Origin of the sequence: Allotamlana fucoidanivorans, assembly GCF_045788535.1 — a bacterium.
Taxonomy (GTDB): Bacteria; Bacteroidota; Bacteroidia; order Flavobacteriales; family Flavobacteriaceae; genus Allotamlana; species Allotamlana fucoidanivorans.
In genome coordinates, this window is the sequence record NZ_CP074074.1 from 121118 (window position 1) to 137568 (window position 16451).

The 16451-nt window shown below is 33.9% G+C and carries 19 protein-coding genes and 1 pseudogene; 11 read left to right on the forward strand and 9 right to left on the reverse strand.

Going from position 1 to position 16451, the window contains the following annotated elements; genetic code table 11:
• Positions 1–107 precede the first annotated feature (107 nt).
• Positions 108–467, forward strand: coding sequence for a hypothetical protein (locus KFZ70_RS00655; RefSeq protein WP_139696422.1), 360 nt, complete (start codon positions 108–110; stop codon positions 465–467).
• Positions 468–558: 91 nt separating this feature from the next.
• On the opposite strand, the gene KFZ70_RS00660 is transcribed toward KFZ70_RS00655, so the two are convergent.
• The 6 genes from KFZ70_RS00660 to KFZ70_RS00685 all read right to left on the reverse strand — a co-directional run bounded on the left by KFZ70_RS00660 (position 559) and on the right by KFZ70_RS00685 (position 4050).
• A complete protein-coding gene (locus tag KFZ70_RS00660) occupies positions 559–828 on the reverse strand; it encodes a hypothetical protein (protein ID WP_139696424.1) in 270 nt (89 codons plus the stop codon).
• 251 nt (positions 829–1079) lie between these two features.
• Positions 1080–1850 (reverse strand): hypothetical protein, encoded by a 771-nt coding sequence (locus KFZ70_RS00665; protein ID WP_139696426.1) that lies wholly within the window; start codon positions 1848–1850, stop codon positions 1080–1082.
• A 198-nt stretch (positions 1851–2048) separates the two neighbouring features.
• Entirely contained in the window at positions 2049–2450 is a 402-nt protein-coding gene (locus KFZ70_RS00670) for a rhodanese-like domain-containing protein (protein ID WP_139696428.1), read from the reverse strand.
• A 10-nt stretch (positions 2451–2460) separates the two neighbouring features.
• A complete protein-coding gene (locus KFZ70_RS00675; RefSeq protein WP_139696430.1) occupies positions 2461–2778 on the reverse strand; it encodes a rhodanese-like domain-containing protein in 318 nt (105 codons plus the stop codon).
• A gap of 109 nt (positions 2779–2887) precedes the next feature.
• Positions 2888–3493 carry a thioredoxin family protein gene (locus KFZ70_RS00680; protein ID WP_139696432.1) on the reverse strand — a complete coding sequence of 202 codons (606 nt, stop codon included), beginning with the start codon at positions 3491–3493 and terminating at the stop codon, positions 2888–2890.
• Between the two features lie 11 nt (positions 3494–3504).
• The gene (locus KFZ70_RS00685; RefSeq protein ID WP_139696435.1) at positions 3505–4050 is read right to left on the reverse strand and encodes a TlpA disulfide reductase family protein; all 546 of its coding nucleotides are present in this window, start codon (positions 4048–4050) and stop codon (positions 3505–3507) included.
• A 263-nt stretch (positions 4051–4313) separates the two neighbouring features.
• Between KFZ70_RS00685 and KFZ70_RS00690 the strand changes: the two genes are divergently transcribed.
• From KFZ70_RS00690 to KFZ70_RS00735, 10 genes and pseudogenes are all read left to right on the forward strand, one after another.
• Entirely contained in the window at positions 4314–5720 is a 1407-nt protein-coding gene (locus tag KFZ70_RS00690) for an anthranilate synthase component I family protein (RefSeq protein ID WP_139696436.1), read from the forward strand.
• A 1-nt stretch (position 5721) separates the two neighbouring features.
• A complete protein-coding gene (locus tag KFZ70_RS00695; protein ID WP_139696438.1) occupies positions 5722–6288 on the forward strand; it encodes an aminodeoxychorismate/anthranilate synthase component II in 567 nt (188 codons plus the stop codon).
• An 11-nt stretch (positions 6289–6299) separates the two neighbouring features.
• Entirely contained in the window at positions 6300–7295 is a 996-nt protein-coding gene (gene trpD, locus KFZ70_RS00700) for an anthranilate phosphoribosyltransferase (RefSeq protein WP_139696440.1), read from the forward strand.
• The gene (gene trpC, locus KFZ70_RS00705; protein ID WP_139696442.1) at positions 7292–8077 is read left to right on the forward strand and encodes an indole-3-glycerol phosphate synthase TrpC; all 786 of its coding nucleotides are present in this window, start codon (positions 7292–7294) and stop codon (positions 8075–8077) included. The genes trpD and trpC overlap by 4 nt, the downstream gene beginning before the upstream one ends.
• 17 nt (positions 8078–8094) lie before the next feature.
• A pseudogene (locus KFZ70_RS00710) lies at positions 8095–8634 on the forward strand (phosphoribosylanthranilate isomerase); the annotation flags it as partial.
• A gap of 78 nt (positions 8635–8712) precedes the next feature.
• On the forward strand, positions 8713–9897 hold the full coding sequence (gene trpB / locus KFZ70_RS00715) for a tryptophan synthase subunit beta (RefSeq protein ID WP_317128547.1): 1185 nt from the start codon (positions 8713–8715) through the stop codon (positions 9895–9897).
• 111 nt (positions 9898–10008) lie between these two features.
• Positions 10009–10773: a tryptophan synthase subunit alpha gene (gene trpA / locus KFZ70_RS00720; RefSeq protein ID WP_139696446.1), complete on the forward strand. Its 765-nt coding sequence runs from the start codon at positions 10009–10011 to the stop codon at positions 10771–10773.
• Between the two features lie 21 nt (positions 10774–10794).
• Complete coding sequence (locus tag KFZ70_RS00725; protein ID WP_139696448.1) at positions 10795–11526, forward strand: SIMPL domain-containing protein; 732 nt, start codon at positions 10795–10797, stop codon at positions 11524–11526.
• 14 nt (positions 11527–11540) lie between these two features.
• A complete protein-coding gene (locus KFZ70_RS00730) occupies positions 11541–11993 on the forward strand; it encodes a tRNA (cytidine(34)-2'-O)-methyltransferase (protein WP_139696450.1) in 453 nt (150 codons plus the stop codon).
• Positions 11994–12058: 65 nt separating this feature from the next.
• Positions 12059–12364: an EF-hand domain-containing protein gene (locus KFZ70_RS00735; protein ID WP_139696452.1), complete on the forward strand. Its 306-nt coding sequence runs from the start codon at positions 12059–12061 to the stop codon at positions 12362–12364.
• A 156-nt stretch (positions 12365–12520) separates the two neighbouring features.
• Here KFZ70_RS00735 and KFZ70_RS00740 read toward each other — a convergent pair whose 3' ends face one another.
• The 3 genes from KFZ70_RS00740 to guaA form a co-directional block, all read right to left on the reverse strand.
• On the reverse strand, positions 12521–12754 hold the full coding sequence (locus KFZ70_RS00740; RefSeq protein WP_139696454.1) for a DUF3820 family protein: 234 nt from the start codon (positions 12752–12754) through the stop codon (positions 12521–12523).
• A gap of 77 nt (positions 12755–12831) precedes the next feature.
• Positions 12832–14760 (reverse strand): LysM peptidoglycan-binding domain-containing protein, encoded by a 1929-nt coding sequence (locus tag KFZ70_RS00745; RefSeq protein WP_139696456.1) that lies wholly within the window; start codon positions 14758–14760, stop codon positions 12832–12834.
• Positions 14761–14908: 148 nt separating this feature from the next.
• Positions 14909–16444 (reverse strand): glutamine-hydrolyzing GMP synthase, encoded by a 1536-nt coding sequence (gene guaA / locus KFZ70_RS00750; protein ID WP_139696458.1) that lies wholly within the window; start codon positions 16442–16444, stop codon positions 14909–14911.
• Between the last annotated feature and the right edge of the window lie 7 nt (positions 16445–16451).

Consider the following 16451-nt stretch of genomic DNA (forward strand, 5'->3'; position numbering starts at 1 on the left):
TAATTATATTTAATAATGTTAAAGTATGTTAAATTCAATAGTCTCCGACTCCACCAAAAACCCTCAAAACATTAATGTTTATGAGGGTTTTTTTAATGCATTGAATAATGAACCTTAAAAGTATTCGTGGCGATTACCGCATTGTAGGCACAAACCAAAATGATACGGGTAATACATACACTGGCACCTTAAATTTGGATACAGATGCGCACAATAGAGTTGTTGCCACATGGTTAATTAATAATACCCAAACACAAACAGGAATTGGATTTTACAAGGATAATATTTTGGTTATCAATTTTCAGTATCTTGGTGAGAATAACACAATCTACAAGGGTGTTGTTGTATATAAATGCCTGACCAAAAACTTTCTAGATGGCTTTTGGTATGAAGATTTGGGTGACCCCAACTATTTAGGTTCTGAACGCTGCTTTAAAATCAATGAATTAAAAAACATGTTGAATTAATTTTTTTTAAAAACAACTATGCTTTTTGACTTTATAAAAAAACCATCAAAATATTACTTTTGATGGTTTTTTTGCAAGTGCAAGTTTAAATTTACCCCGCTTGTTGTTTTTCTTTCATCTTTTCTAACAAGCTCAACTCTTCTTGAATTTTTTGTTTGCGCTCATTAAACTTTCTTACTTTTTCGTCAATGATGGCTTGATGTTTTAAACGCCTTTCTCTTCTAAGCTCATTTTCTTCCAATTCCATTTTCTTCTTTTTATTCTCCCTCATTTTTTCTCTTGCCACTGAATAATAAGAATAGCCATACATGCTTAAAAATAACAAAGCAACAATTCCTAAAATAACATAACCATTATCCATATCTCTTAACTAATTTTTAATTAAACTGTAAAAAAGACCTATAAATTTATGAAAAAAATAATTTATAGTGATTCTACTGTCAAAGATATAAAACCAGATAGGTGTGATTAAAATAAAAAAGGTGAATGACTAAAATACTAGTTATAAAGTTTATTTCTAAAAAAAGACAAACAAAAGGCTAAAATGTATACAAGAAATGAACCTTAAACTACACTTTATTGACTCCTTATTGGCTGTAAAAGATGTAACCTTTATTTTCCACTCATATGAGCACTGTACGTCCAAATTTCATCCCAACTATTTGAAAAAACTCCATCACTCATATCCATAAACTTCTGCCATTTATTCTTCCCTATGGTCTCTTCAAACGTTTTTTTAAACACCCTTTCATCATCCAGTTCTGCCCAGTTTTTTAAGAAGCTAACTGACGCTAGGTGCCTTCCTAAATTACCTTGCCTAAACTCATTATAATAAAGGCCCCATGGATTTTCTCCATCCATTGCTTTTACTGTTTTTCCTACCATTTCAAAAAAGGAATCAAGCGCATAACCATGATCCTCATCAATTTCACCATATCTCACATAAATTATAGGATATTTTGAATTATCACCATCCATCATAGACATATTGGATACCTTGTCATCCATTCGCCAGTATTCTGCTGTATGAATTTTTTTTATGTATGGCATAACATTATCTCTCCAATCTTCATCATGACCACCTTCTTCTGGTCTACTATCTAAATGCTTATACATCAAAGGCCCCATCATCCATACTATTTTTCCCGTATTAGGTCCTGTTGAAATTGTATATACACTAGCCTTATAAGGACCATCCTTATGATACTTTGCGTTATGCTTTCTCATGTTTTCTCCTAAAACTTTTAAATTTGAGTTATCTGGAGTCATCAAAACACTTTCCATCATAATGTAATCTTTAGAATCCGCTTGGGCATTCAATAATACATTTGTACCGCAAATAAATAGCGTTACAAAAAAAATTGTCATAGTCTTTTTAATCATAATTATAAATTTTGATTGGTTATTAACTATATAACTTTTATATAGTTGGTTATAAATAATAATGGGGGAAAAGAAATAATACTAAATGAGATTAAATTACCCAAATTAGCATAGAGATCAAGTTTGAAACTCTTAAATATACAATTTTTGTAGCAATAAAAACGAGAAGTAAGGAAATTAAGACTAAAAAAGCAATAATTACTCCAAATGTTTTATAGGAAATTTGAGCGATTTCCATTCTTGAATACCGCCTTGTAGATTATAAATTTCAGAAAATCCAGCCTTCTTAAAGTCAACAGTACTTTTACTACTACGCCTTCCTGAACGACAGTAAATATATACGGGTTGCTTGTTATCTAGTTTTTCTATGGTTGGCTTAAAATCTTTTGACAAAAAGTCAATATTTATAGCATTTGGTATATGGCCTTCTTCAAATTCTTCAGGAGTCCTCACATCAACAACTAAAACAGATTTATGACTTGTTAAGTGTTTAAACTTTTCTGCCGTAACATTAAAAACACCATCTTGGGATGCCAGTTGATTACACCCAAAGAAGCCTAAACTTAGCAAGACATACAGATATTTTAAGCTTCTTCTCATAACCTTATTTTTATTCTAAATCAACAACATCTCCAGTCCACTGAAGCATACCGCCTTCTAAGTTATACGCTTTTTCAAACCCAAGTTGCTCCATAATGTGGCATGCTTGCCCACTTCTATTTCCTGAACGACAATACACATAATAGCTTTTACTTTTATCAAGTTCATCAATTTCAGCAATAAACCCTTGACCTTTTTGAATATCTATATGAATGGCATTAGGTATAATACCATCGGCTACCTCGGCATCCGTTCTTACATCTAAAACCACGGCATTATCATCATTTGCCAATTGCTCTGCCCACTCTTCTTGTGTTAAATCTTCCATGTATTTGAATTGATTTGAAATTACAAAATTAATACAACTTCAGTTATAGACGAAAAAAAATCTAAAGTATTACAGCTTTAGACTTTTTATAAAATAACCTTTTTTATTTTTAGACTTTTATGGTACAACCAATGGCTTTTGTTTCTTTTTCAGGAACTTCATGACCTTCTAACAAAGCATCAACCGCATTCTCTACATATTTTGTAGTTACAGCAGACGCATCTTTGTAATTATCATCAATGGCGCCTATATATCTAACCACGTTACCTTTATCGGTCTTTTCTAACACAAACATATGCGGTGTTTTTGTTGCTCCATATTTAGGAAAAACGTCTTGATTTTCATCAATTAAATAAGGAAAGGTAAATCCTTTCTCTTGAGCTCGTTTTTTCATTTCAGGCAAGGCGTCACCTGGCTTTATTACGATATTGTTTGGCATAATTGCAATTACAGGGTATCCCAAAGGAGCATATTTCTTGTTCAATGCATTAATACGATCTTCATACATAACAGCATAAGGACAGGTATTGCAAGTAAAGGTTATAATAAACCCTTTAGCATCTTTAAAATGCGCCATTGAAACCATTTTACCATCAATATTTTTCAGTGAAAAATCCTCAGCTACATCACCAATTTTATATCCATCAAACATGGTAAAACTACTAAGCACCAAAACTATAAGTCCTGCCGCAATTAATTTAAGTGTATTCTTCATAATTATATGGTTTAGTTTAGAAAATGTTTTAATTCCACTTCTAATTCTTCATAGGTAAAAGAATCCTCATAAAACTTTCGGTTATCATTTTTATATATGATAGTAGCAGGTATGGAGCCTGACCAATTTTTATCAACTTGTGGAATCCAATGGTTCATATCAACATCATCTAAGGCTATAACTTTTGATGTTAATTTATTTTTTTCAATAAACGGTTTCAACTTTTTATCATACAGATGCGGAAAATCTAAACTTACCAAAATAACCTTAACATCTTGATCTCTGTATGCTTTATCTAATGTTTCAAAATAAGGCAACTCTTTCACGCAGGGAGCACACCATGTAGCCCAAAAATTAATAACATAAACCGTGTTATCTTTTTTGTTTAAAAACGTTTTAAAGCCTTCAAAATCATAAACCTCAAGTTCTATATCATTTTTAACCTGACTATCATTTATAACAAGTTGAGATGATTCATCGATAACTTCAACAAATTTCTTTTTGTTTTGGCAACCTGCCATTAACAAAATGACAACAATTAATACGTTTAACTTCATAAGTATAAAACTATATAATACTTCTTTGAAAATCTTCTAGTTTAACAAAGATTTAATTAAAAAAATGATTTAAAGTGTTGTGAAATCATATTTTCATTTCTATATTTGACACAGAAAAATTCAAAATATGAACGCTATTTTAAATTATACTTGGTGGTGGTGCTTTCGAAACTAAAATTCGTGAAGTAAAACCCTAGTATATTTAAAAATTAAAATATCAAAAAGGCTTGTCATTCACGACAAGCCTTTTTTTATAAAAACATATGGAAAAATTTAGTCTTTATACGCATCATAAACGCATATTAACAGATACCATTACCCCTGTAACGGTGTATTACAAAATTCGAGATAACTACCCTAACAGCATACTTTTAGAAAGTGGTGATTATCACAGAAATCACAAAAACTTTTCTTATATCTGTTTTAATCCTATTGCTTCTATAAAGGTTGAAAACGAAGTGATTTCACAGACTTTTCCAGACGGCAGCACAACAGAACTGAATATTACTGACGATATAAATGTTGTTGATGAAGTTTATAATTTTACGAAACGATTTGACACTAAATCTGAAGAAAATTTCAAGTTCATTAACAATGGTATTTTTGGGTATACAGCCTATGACGCGGTTCGCTATTTTGAAGATGTTGAAATTGGCAAAAAAGACAACTCGGTAGTCATACCAGACATGTTTTATGCAGTGTATCAAAATATCATTGCTATTAATCATTTTAAGAATGAAGCTTATATTTTTGCGCACTGTTTTGAAGGTGCCGAAAACAATATTGATGCCATTGATAAGCTGATTAACGTCCAAAATTTTGCTTCATATAAATTCAATGCCGAAGGTAACATCCAGTCAAATTTAACAGATGATGAGTTTAAAGAACATGTAGAATTAGCTAGAAAACACTGTAATCGCGGTGATGTATTTCAACTAGTACTCTCTAGACGCTTTTCTCAAAAATTTACAGGAGATGACTTTAATATTTACAGGGCTTTAAGAAGTATCAACCCGTCTCCTTATTTATTCTATTTTGATTATGGTGATTTTAAAATTTTTGGAAGCTCACCAGAAGCCCAACTTATTGTTACAAATGGCTTAGCCGAAATTCACCCTATTGCAGGGACGTTTAAACGTACGGGTGATGATCAAAAAGATGCTGTCCTTGCTGAAGACTTAAAAAATGATGATAAAGAAAATGCCGAGCATGTGATGCTGGTTGATTTGGCTCGCAATGATTTAAGCAGGCATGGGAATCAAGTAAAAGTAGAAACCTATCGTGAAGTTCAGTTTTTCTCACATGTTATTCATTTGGTAAGTAAAGTTACAGGGCACAAACACGAAAGCACGTCAACCATGCAAGTAGTGGCAGACACTTTTCCGGCGGGAACCTTAAGTGGTGCTCCAAAACATAGAGCCATGCAACTTATTGAACAATATGAAAAAACCAGCAGAGGGTATTACGGTGGCGCTATTGGATTTATGGATTTTGATGGCAACTTTAACCACGCTATTATGATACGTACCTTTTTAAGTAAAGATTATAAACTAAATTGGCAAGCTGGGGCTGGATTGGTTTCAAAATCTAATCAAGAAAGTGAACTTCAAGAAGTATATAATAAGTTAGGAGCGCTAACCAAAGCGATTAAATTAGCAGAAGACATTTAACATGAAAAAAGTATTAGTTATAGATAATTACGACAGTTTTGTATACAACCTTGTACATTATTTAGAAGACTTAAATTGTGAGGTAACCGTTGTAAGAAATGATAAATTAAGTTTAGAAGATGTTGAACCTTTCCATAAAATATTACTATCTCCAGGCCCTGGTATTCCTGATGAAGCGGGTTTGCTAAAGCCCATTATCGAGAAATACGCTGCAACAAAAAGTATTTTTGGGGTGTGTTTGGGTCAACAAGCTATTGGAGAAGTGTTTGGTGCTACTTTAGTCAATTTAGATGATGTATATCATGGTGTTGCCACCCATGTTAATATTACCGTAAATGATGAGTACATTTTTGACGGACTAGAACATGATATTGAAGTAGGACGCTACCATTCTTGGGTGGTAAACTCAGACTTGTCTGATAGTTTAGAGGCTACCTCTTTTGATGAAAACGGACAAGTTATGTCTTTACGACATAAAACCTTTGATGTTCGAGGCGTACAATACCATCCAGAATCTGTTTTAACCCCAGAAGGTAAAAAAATATTAGAAAATTGGGTTAACCATTAGTTGAAAAGACAATGAAAGACATTTTAAACAGACTCATAAATCACGAAACCATATCAAGAGAAGAGGCCAAACAAGTCATTGTTAATATATCAAATGACATGTATAATCCAAGTCAAATCACTTGTTTTCTATCCATCTATATGATGCGTAGCATTACTCTTGAGGAGTTAGAAGGTTTTAGAGATGCGCTCTTAGAATTATGTATTCCTATCAATCTTAGTGAATTTAATACCGTTGACATTGTAGGTACTGGAGGAGATGGAAAAAATACGTTTAATATTTCTACACTATCGTCCTTCATTACAGCTGGTGCTGGTGTTCATGTTTCAAAACATGGTAACTATGGAGTGTCTTCTACCTCGGGTTCATCTAATGTTATGGAATACCTGGGTGTAAAATTTTCTAATGATGAAGACTTCTTAAAACGCTGTTTAGACCAAGCTGGGGTTTGTATCTTACACGCGCCACTGTTTCATCCAGCTATGAAAAATGTGGCTCCAATAAGAAGAGAATTAGGTGTAAAAACCTTTTTCAACATGTTAGGTCCCATGGTAAATCCGTCGTTTCCAAAAAATCAACTGCTTGGGGTTTATAGTTTAGAACTTTTGCGTCTTTACAGTTTTATATATCAAAATACCGATAAAAACTACAATATTGTTTTTGCTTTAGATGGTTACGACGAAATCTCATTAACAGGGAAGGCTAAAATTATTTCAAATCATACTGAAAAACTTTTTACTCCAAAAGATTTAGGATTAAAGCCTGTAAAACAAGAAGCTATTTTTGGAGGTAACACGGTAAAAGATGCTGCCAATATATTTGTTGATATTATTAGTGCAAAAGGAACAGAGGAACAAAATAATGTGGTATGTGCCAATGCAGGATTGGCCATTGCTACTGCAAAACAAATATCACATCAAGAAGGTTTTGAGCTAGCTAAAGAATCCCTGTTTTCAGGGCGAGCAAAAGAGAGTTTAAACACATTGATAGAGTTAAGTAAGTCATGAATATATTAGATAAAATCACTTTAGACAAACGTAAAGAAGTAACCCTAAGAAAAGGATTAATTCCTGTTTCTCAATTAGAACAATCTGTTCTGTTTGAAAGTCCTACTATTTCTTTAGCAAATAATCTTAGACATAGTAAATCAGGTATTATTGCAGAACATAAGCGACGATCACCTTCAAAATCAGTTATTAATAACGAACTTAATGTGCAGGATGTAGCAAAAGGTTATGAAGATGCTGGTGTTTGTGGCATGTCTGTGTTAACCGACGGCAAATATTTTGGTGGCTCGCTGGACGATTTATTAACCGCTAGAGCAAGCTGTCAACTTCCGTTATTAAGAAAAGAATTTATTATAGATAACTATCAAATTCTAGAGGCTAAAGCTTATGGAGCTAGTGTTATTTTACTCATTGCAGCCATTTTATCACGGGATGAAATCAAACAATTTTCAGAATTTGCAAAAAGCCTGAATCTTGATGTGCTTTTAGAAGTTCATAATGAAGAGGAACTCCATAAATCTATCATGCCGAGTTTAGATATGCTTGGCGTAAACAATAGAAATTTAAAAACTTTTGAAGTAAGCCTAGATACCAGTAAAAATCTCAGCAAACTAATACCTGATGATTTTGTAAAAGTATCAGAAAGCGGCATTAGTAATATAGAAGCCATTAAGACCTTACAACCTTATGGTTATCAAGGGTTCTTAATAGGTGAGAATTTCATGAAAACAGAAAATCCAGGACATAGTGCAACGCAATTCATAAAAGATTTAGAACGATGAAATTAAAAGTTTGTGGTATGAAATATCAAGATAATATAGCGCAAGTTGCGGCATTGCAGCCTGATTATCTTGGTTTTATTTTTTACAAGAAAACCCCGAGACACTTTGACACTAAAATTCCAGAACTACCTGAAAACATAAAAAAAGTAGGTGTTTTTGTGAATGAAGAAGTTGGCACAATTATACAAAAAGTTAACGAATTTAAGCTAGACGCCGTGCAATTGCATGGCGAAGAATCACCTTATTTTTGCAGTATTTTACAATCTACCACATTACTATCTAGACCAATAGAACTTATTAAAGTATTTTCTGTACTAGATGGGTTTAACTTTGAGATACTAGAAGCTTTTGAAAATGTTTGTGACTACTTTTTATTTGACACTAAAGGGAAGTTACCTGGCGGAAACGGCTATCAGTTTGATTGGAGCCTTTTAAACCACTATCCATCAACAAAACCATTTTTTTTAAGTGGTGGCATTGGCCTAGATCAAGTAGATGAGATAAAGCAATTTAAAGCTAGTGAGGCTTCAAAATACTGCTATGCCATTGATGTTAATAGTAAATTTGAAAAAGAACCTGGATTAAAAAACATATCCGCACTAAAAGAGTTTATTAATAAATTGAGTGATAAAAAAATGCAAAATTACAATGTAGACGACAAAGGATACTATGGTGAGTTTGGAGGTGCATTTATTCCAGAAATGCTATACCCTAATGTAGAAGAATTGCGTCAAAATTATTTAAAAATCATGGCTGAACCAGATTTTCAAAAACAATTTGATCAGCTTTTAAAGGATTATGTTGGGCGTCCTTCTCCCTTATATTTTGCAAAACGTCTTTCTGAAAAATACAACACAAAGATCTATTTAAAACGTGAAGATTTAAATCATACAGGCGCTCATAAAATAAACAATACCATTGGTCAGATTTTAATGGCCAAACGTTTAGGTAAAACCAGAATTATTGCCGAAACAGGTGCTGGTCAGCATGGTGTTGCCACAGCAACCGTTTGTGCACTTATGGGCTTAGAATGTATTGTTTATATGGGCGAAATTGATATTGCCAGACAAGCGCCCAACGTTGCAAGAATGAAAATGCTAGGTGCTACAGTTGTGCCTGCATTATCGGGTAGTCGTACGTTAAAAGACGCTACTAACGAAGCTATCCGCGATTGGATTAACAACCCCGTTAACACACATTACATCATTGGGTCTGCAATTGGTCCACACCCCTATCCTGATATGGTAACACGTTTTCAGGCTGTGATTTCAGAAGAAATTAAAACGCAACTTAAAACACATGAGGGTAGAGAAAACCCAGATTATGTGGTAGCCTGTATAGGTGGCGGAAGTAATGCGGCAGGTACTTATTATCACTATTTACATGAAGAAGATGTGAATATTATTGCGGTTGAAGCGGCTGGTTTAGGTGTAGATTCTGGCGAAAGTGCTGCAACATCTGTTTTAGGGAAGGAAGGTATTATTCACGGTTGTAAAACCTTATTAATGCAAACTAAAGATGGTCAAATTACCGAACCCTACTCTATTTCGGCAGGTTTAGATTATCCTGGTGTTGGCCCCATGCATGCGCACTTATGCAAAACAGGGCGCGCTGAATTTATGGCAATAACAGATGATGATGCTATGAAGGCCGGACTTGAACTTTGTAAGCTTGAAGGTATTATTCCTGCCATAGAAAGTTCACATGCTCTTGCTATTTTTAAACATAAAACATTTAAACCTGATGACGTTGTAGTAATGAGTTTATCTGGTAGAGGTGACAAAGATTTACAAAACTATATTGAGTATTTTAAAATTTAAACGAGTTACCCTGCGTTAGGGATTGAACGGCCTGTATGAGCTCCCAGACAAAGGAAGGAGCAAGTAGTGAAAGCCCGACCCTTGTGGTAACGCCCAAAATTGACGACTGAAATGAATCGTATTCAAAAGAAATTACAAGAAGACAAAAAGTTATTATCTATATACTTTACTGCAGGATATCCTCATTTAAATGACACCGTTTCTATCATACAAGATTTAGAAAAAAATGGTGTTGATATGATTGAAATTGGATTGCCTTTTAGTGATCCGTTGGCTGATGGCCCTACTATTCAAGACAGCTCTACTGCGGCTTTAAAAAATGGCATGACTACCGAAGTGCTGTTTAGTCAACTTAAAGACATTAGGAAAACAGTAAGTATTCCATTAATTATTATGGGCTATTTTAACCCTGTATACCAATATGGTGTGGAAGCCTTTTGTAAAAAATGTCAGGAATTAGGCATTGATGGCCTAATCCTTCCAGATTTACCTGTTGATGTGTACCAAGAAAAGTATCAGGCTATTTTTGAAAAGTACGGACTAGTAAACGTATTTTTAATAACACCGCAAACAAGTGAGGAACGCATACGATACATTGACGCTGTTTCTAACGGATTTATTTACATGGTAAGTACCGCTAGTGTTACAGGAAGCCAGTCTGGTTTTGGTGATGTCCAAACCGAATATTTTGAGCGTATATCAAATATGAATCTTAAAAACCCGCAAATTGTAGGTTTTGGGATTTCAGACAACAAAACATTTACTACTGCTACTACATACACTAAAGGAGCTATTATTGGAAGTGCGTTTATTAAACACCTTACAAGCACAGGTACTAAGCATATCGGTGATTTTGTAAAAAAAGTAATTTCTTAAACACCTTAAAACCTATTTACTATGAAAAACCATTTTACTGCTATCATTTTTGCCGTGGCCATAATAACTGCCGCTTTTATTTTTGGTAATGCCGTAGTAAATAGAAATCAAAAAGATGGTACCATTGCTGTTACTGGATTAGGAAAAACAGACTTTACATCAGATCTTATTGTTTGGGAGGCTAAATTTTCACAAAGCAACCTATCTTTAAAAGATGGATATTCTAAATTAAAACAAGATAGAATTACTATTTTAGAGTATTTAAAAGCTAATGGATTACCCGATAGTGTGATTGTTTTTAGTGCCGTTGAAACGAAAAAAAACACCAAACCCAATTACTCTGAAAATGGTAAATATTTGGGTGAAACTTTTATTGGCTATACCTTAATGCAAACCGTTCACGTAGATTCAAAAGCTGTAGAATTGGTTGAAACGATTTCAAGAGAAGTTACCGATTTACTAAACAAAGGGATTCAACTGTATTCCATAGCGCCGCGGTATTATTACACAAAACTAGAAGATTTAAAAATAGAAATGATAGCACAAGCGACTGAAAATGCTAATCTTCGTGCTAAACGCATTGCCGAAAATTCAGGAGCAAAATTGAATGATTTAGTAAGCGCCAATATGGGCATCTTTCAAATTACAGGTCAGAATTCCAATGAAAACTATTCTTGGGGTGGTGTTTACAATACGTCTTCAAAGGAAAAAACGGCATCTATTACCATGAAACTCATTTACAAGGTTGACTAATTCTATTTACTACCATGCCTTTTAATATTGTTCTGATTGAACCCGAAATACCTAATAATACTGGAAATATTGGACGATTAGCACTGGCAACAGGTTCACACTTGCATATTGTTAAACCTACTGGATTTGAAATTAACGACAGCAAATTAAAACGTGCTGGATTAGATTATTGGCAACATCTTTCTGTGTTTTACTATGAAAATGTTCAAGACTTTTTCGCCACACACAAAGATAAAACTATGGTATTCTTATCTAGCCACGGCACACAAAACCACTGGGATATTGATTTTCAAGATAATATGTTTTTTGTTTTTGGTAGAGAATCTGTTGGCCTACCCAAACCTTTATTAAATAAGCATCAAGACAAATTGTTTAAAATTCCTTTGTATTCAAAAAAAGTTAGGAGTTTAAATCTGGCCAATGCCGTTAGTATTGTTGTCTATGAAGGGTTGAAAAATATTCAATAGTGCATTAAACTATTTTGTAAAAAAAGAGTCTAAGTTCAGATTAACAATTTAATTCATTAAAAAGAATGAAACATTCAATTTTAAAATTGGGAGCATGTGCTCTAGTTTTCTTCGCTTTTTCTTCCATTCAAGCTCAAGAAAAGAAAGAACCTAACTTTGACAAAATGCTTGAAAGATTTGATGCCGACAAAAACGGAACTATCTCGCTAGAAGAGTTTAAATCTGCCAAGCGAAAAAATGAGGTACCTGAGGAACGCTTAGAGAAAAACTTTGCGCATTTAGATTCAGATAGTAATGGAGAAGTTACTTTAGAAGAACTACAAACTAATTGGGGAAAGGGTAAAGAAAAAGGTAAAAAGAAGAAACAATAGTTAACAAGACAACAAAATTAAAAAGCCCAAGGTAACCTTGGGCATTTCTTATTATTCCATTTTTTAAAACAACTTTTCCTCTTTAACTCTAACATCTCTGGGTTTTCTTAAAAACTTTAAAACACAAAAAAGCAAGAAGTAAACTCTTTATGTTTTTTACCTTAATTTCAAGTTTTGTTTTTGAATATTCCTAATTAAATCCTCAAGCCCATTGAGTTTTAATTCATAAACTTGTTCCAGCTGGTTACCCAGTTTGCCTTTTGGAAAACCCTTATTGCGGTACCATACTACGTAATATTCGGGCAAATCAATTAAATAACGCCCTTGGTATTTTCCAAAGGGCATTTTAGCGTTAGCCAGTTCTATAAGTATATTTTTATCAGGTAACATAGCTACAAACTCACTTATACGCTCTCGTGTTCAAGTTTTTCATGGGGAGACAGACCTATTTACAGCCAAATGTACTCCTACGGTTCAACCTCAACAATAGTTAAATCATTATACTTAACCAAGTATACCGTATCATTATAGTAACCACCAAACAACTTCTTTTTGTAGGCAAATTTATTCTCAACATACTCGGTTAGAGGCGCCTTATTAACAGACAAATACAGGTCATCAAAAGCCAATAAACGCAATACTACATCCATAGTGAGATCAAAGCCCTTTACTGCTCTTTTATTGGGTGAAATATTATTGGTCTTGATATAAGATGTTACAAACGAATTAGTATCATTTTCATTATACTCTTTTGCTACTGAGGCAAAATGAAATTGTAACTTAGATAAGTGTGTATTATTAACCTGATCTCCCTCAAAAGCCGCATTTATCTTTGTTGTAAACAAAACAACATCTATAGCTTCTTGCTGATGTTCTTTATCTTCTCCTCTAATTAATGACGCTAGAATACTTGTTACATTTGAAGCAAAGCCTTCTTTTTGAGTTTCTAAAAACACCAAATTTTTCCCAGGTTTAAGTGCCGCTTCAATGTCTCCTCGAGTTACAAAAAATTCATCTTTACCTGTTTCCTTATTCTTTCTAGATTTTACCTGAGATGCTCTTGGAAATTCTCTTTTTAACTCATTAGCAACATTTGTATTATTGGAATCTGAAATGATTACAATATGACTTGTGGAATCTGTTTTTACAAAATTAACCACCTTACGCTTGAGTAAATCATCAGATGGTCTAGACTGAAACACATTATCGTATAGCTTGACATTAGTTCCTATGGGCGATACCACAGGGACGTTTAGTAATTTGAGTTCAGATGCTACCTTATCAAAACAATTGGGCGTTAAAGGTCCTATTACAGCATCTATGTTATCAAAATCATGTCCACGTAAAATCTTTGAAACCTCACTCACTTGATTTTGCGTATCGTAAACATCCAGCTTCAAAGAAACGCCCATTTTTTTTAAAGAATCAACCGCTGAAAGCACACCCGAATAAAACTCTAAGGAAGCATTTAAATAAGGGTCTTTTCTTATGCTGCGTTCTATGTCTGAAATTGAATCAAAATCAACACGATTTGCTCTAAACGGCAACATTAAAACCAAATGCTTTTCAGTTACCGTAAAAAGACTATCCAATAAATTTACAGGTTTTGCTTCGCCCTCCACCAATGGACTTACCGCATCAGAAAACGGTATTTTTAGTATCATTCCTGATTTTAAACCAGACTCCTCCAACCCTGGGTTTAACCTTTCCAACTCAGCTTGCTCTAAACCTAATTTTAACTTTAAACGATAAAAGCCTTCTTTTGGTAATACTTTGTAATAACTGTATGTATCATCTACTACGTTTTGTTCTGAAGCCTCAAGATTAGGAACATTTATTATTTGTCCCACTTTTAAACCACCTTCCAAATCAGGGTTTAACGCTTCCAATTCTTCTATAGTAATGCCAAATTTATATGCAATACGCCATTTCCCCTCTTTTGCTTTTACAGTATATTGTTTAGTAGCTTCTACTTTCTCAACAACTTCGGTTATTTTAAAAACGGGTATTTGAAGTCTATCCCCTTTTCTTAAAGGATTAGCATAAAGAAACTTATTGTATTTCTTTATATCCTCTTCTTCAACATTATACGCTTGTGCTAAACTATAAAGGGTTTCTTTCTTTTTGGTTTTATGCTCTTTAAACCCTTGAAGCTCTTTTGAAACCGTCACTTTTGGTTTATTAGCTGCCGAAATTGGTATAATTAGAATGGTATTAGGTTTTAATCCTTTTTTGGCATCCGGATTTAACTTATAAATATCAAAAGGTGTTACATAATAACGTTTTGAAATACTTTCTATAGTTTCTCCTTGTTTTACCTGATGTGTACTGAAATTCTGAGCTTTGGCAGAACATACACTCATCATAAAACATAATACTAATACTAATCTATTCATAGTTGCAGTCTGGTAGATATAAATTTAATAAAATAGCGTCTCTTTAATATACGCAGGTTTCCCCTTATAAGATGCTCTATGATTTCTATTAATCACATAACATGCCAAAAAACAAAAAAAAACGAAACCTACAATAAAACATGAAGGTTTATTCCCATTCAATAGTTGCTGGTGGTTTTGAACTAATGTCATACACCACTCTATTAACGCCTTTTACTTTATTTATTATATCATTTGATGTTTTTTGAAGAAATTCGTATGGTAAATTTACCCAATCTGCCGTCATACCATCTGTACTTTCAACAGCTCTAAGTGCCACACATTTTTCATACGTGCGTTCATCACCCATAACACCTACGCTATTCACTGGAAGCAACATAGCACCAGCCTGCCACACCTTATCGTACAATCCCCATTCTTTTAAACCATTAATAAAAATAGCATCAACTTCTTGAAGGATACGAACTTTTTCTGCAGTAATATCTCCTAAAATCCTAATACCTAAGCCAGGGCCAGGGAATGGGTGTCTTCCTAATAGCTCTGGGTCTATACCTAAAGTAGCTCCAACACGTCTCACTTCATCTTTAAAAATAGCACGTAAAGGTTCTACAATTTTCAATTTCATAAAATCTGGTAAGCCTCCTACATTGTGATGACTTTTTATAGTTGCTGAAGGCCCGCCTGTAGCCGAAACACTTTCAATCACATCTGGATAAATAGTTCCCTGTGCCAACCATTTTACATCGGTAAGCTTATGCGCCTCATCATCAAACACTTCTATAAACGCATTCCCAATAGCTTTTCGCTTTTTCTCCGGATCTTCAATACCTTTTAAAGCATCTAAGAACCTTCCTGAAGCATCAACTCCTTTAACGTTGAGCCCCATGCCCTCGTATTGCTTGAGAACACTTTCAAATTCATTTTTTCTGAGTAAGCCGTTGTTCACAAAAATACAATACAGGTTTTTTCCAATGGCTTTATTTAACAATACGGCAGCCACTGTAGAATCTACACCACCTGAAAGCCCTAATACCACCTTATCAGTGCCAACTTTTTCTTGAATCGCTTCAACAGTTTCTTCAACAAAAGAATCTGGTGTCCAATCTTGATGCAAGCCAGCTATACTTACTAAAAAATTCTCTAATAATTGCTTACCGTCTGTTGAGTGGTATACTTCTGGGTGAAATTGAATAGCATACGTTTCCTCACCATCAATTCTATAAGCTGCATTTTCAACATCATGTGTACTTGCTATTAAAACGCCATTCTCAGGTAACTTTTTAATGGTATCACTATGACTCATCCAAACTTGACTCCCCGTGTGAATATGTGCAAAAAATGGTTCATTGCCTTTTATAAACGACAAATTAGCTCTACCATATTCCCTTGTGCTTGAAGGCGCTACTTCTCCACCAGAAAAATGAGCCAAATATTGCGCACCATAGCAAACGGCGAGCATAGGCTTAACCCCTCTAATACCTTCTAAGTTAGGATGCAAAGCATCTTCACCTCTTACGGAATTAGGGCTACCAGAAAGAATTACCGCTTTATAGTCGTTTAAGTTGGTTGGAATTTTATTAAATGGATGTATTTCGGAATAAATGTTAAGTTCTCTAACTCTACGTGCAATAAGCTGGGTGTATTGCGATCCGAAGTCTAATATAAGTACCTTATCATGTTGCATGCGCAAA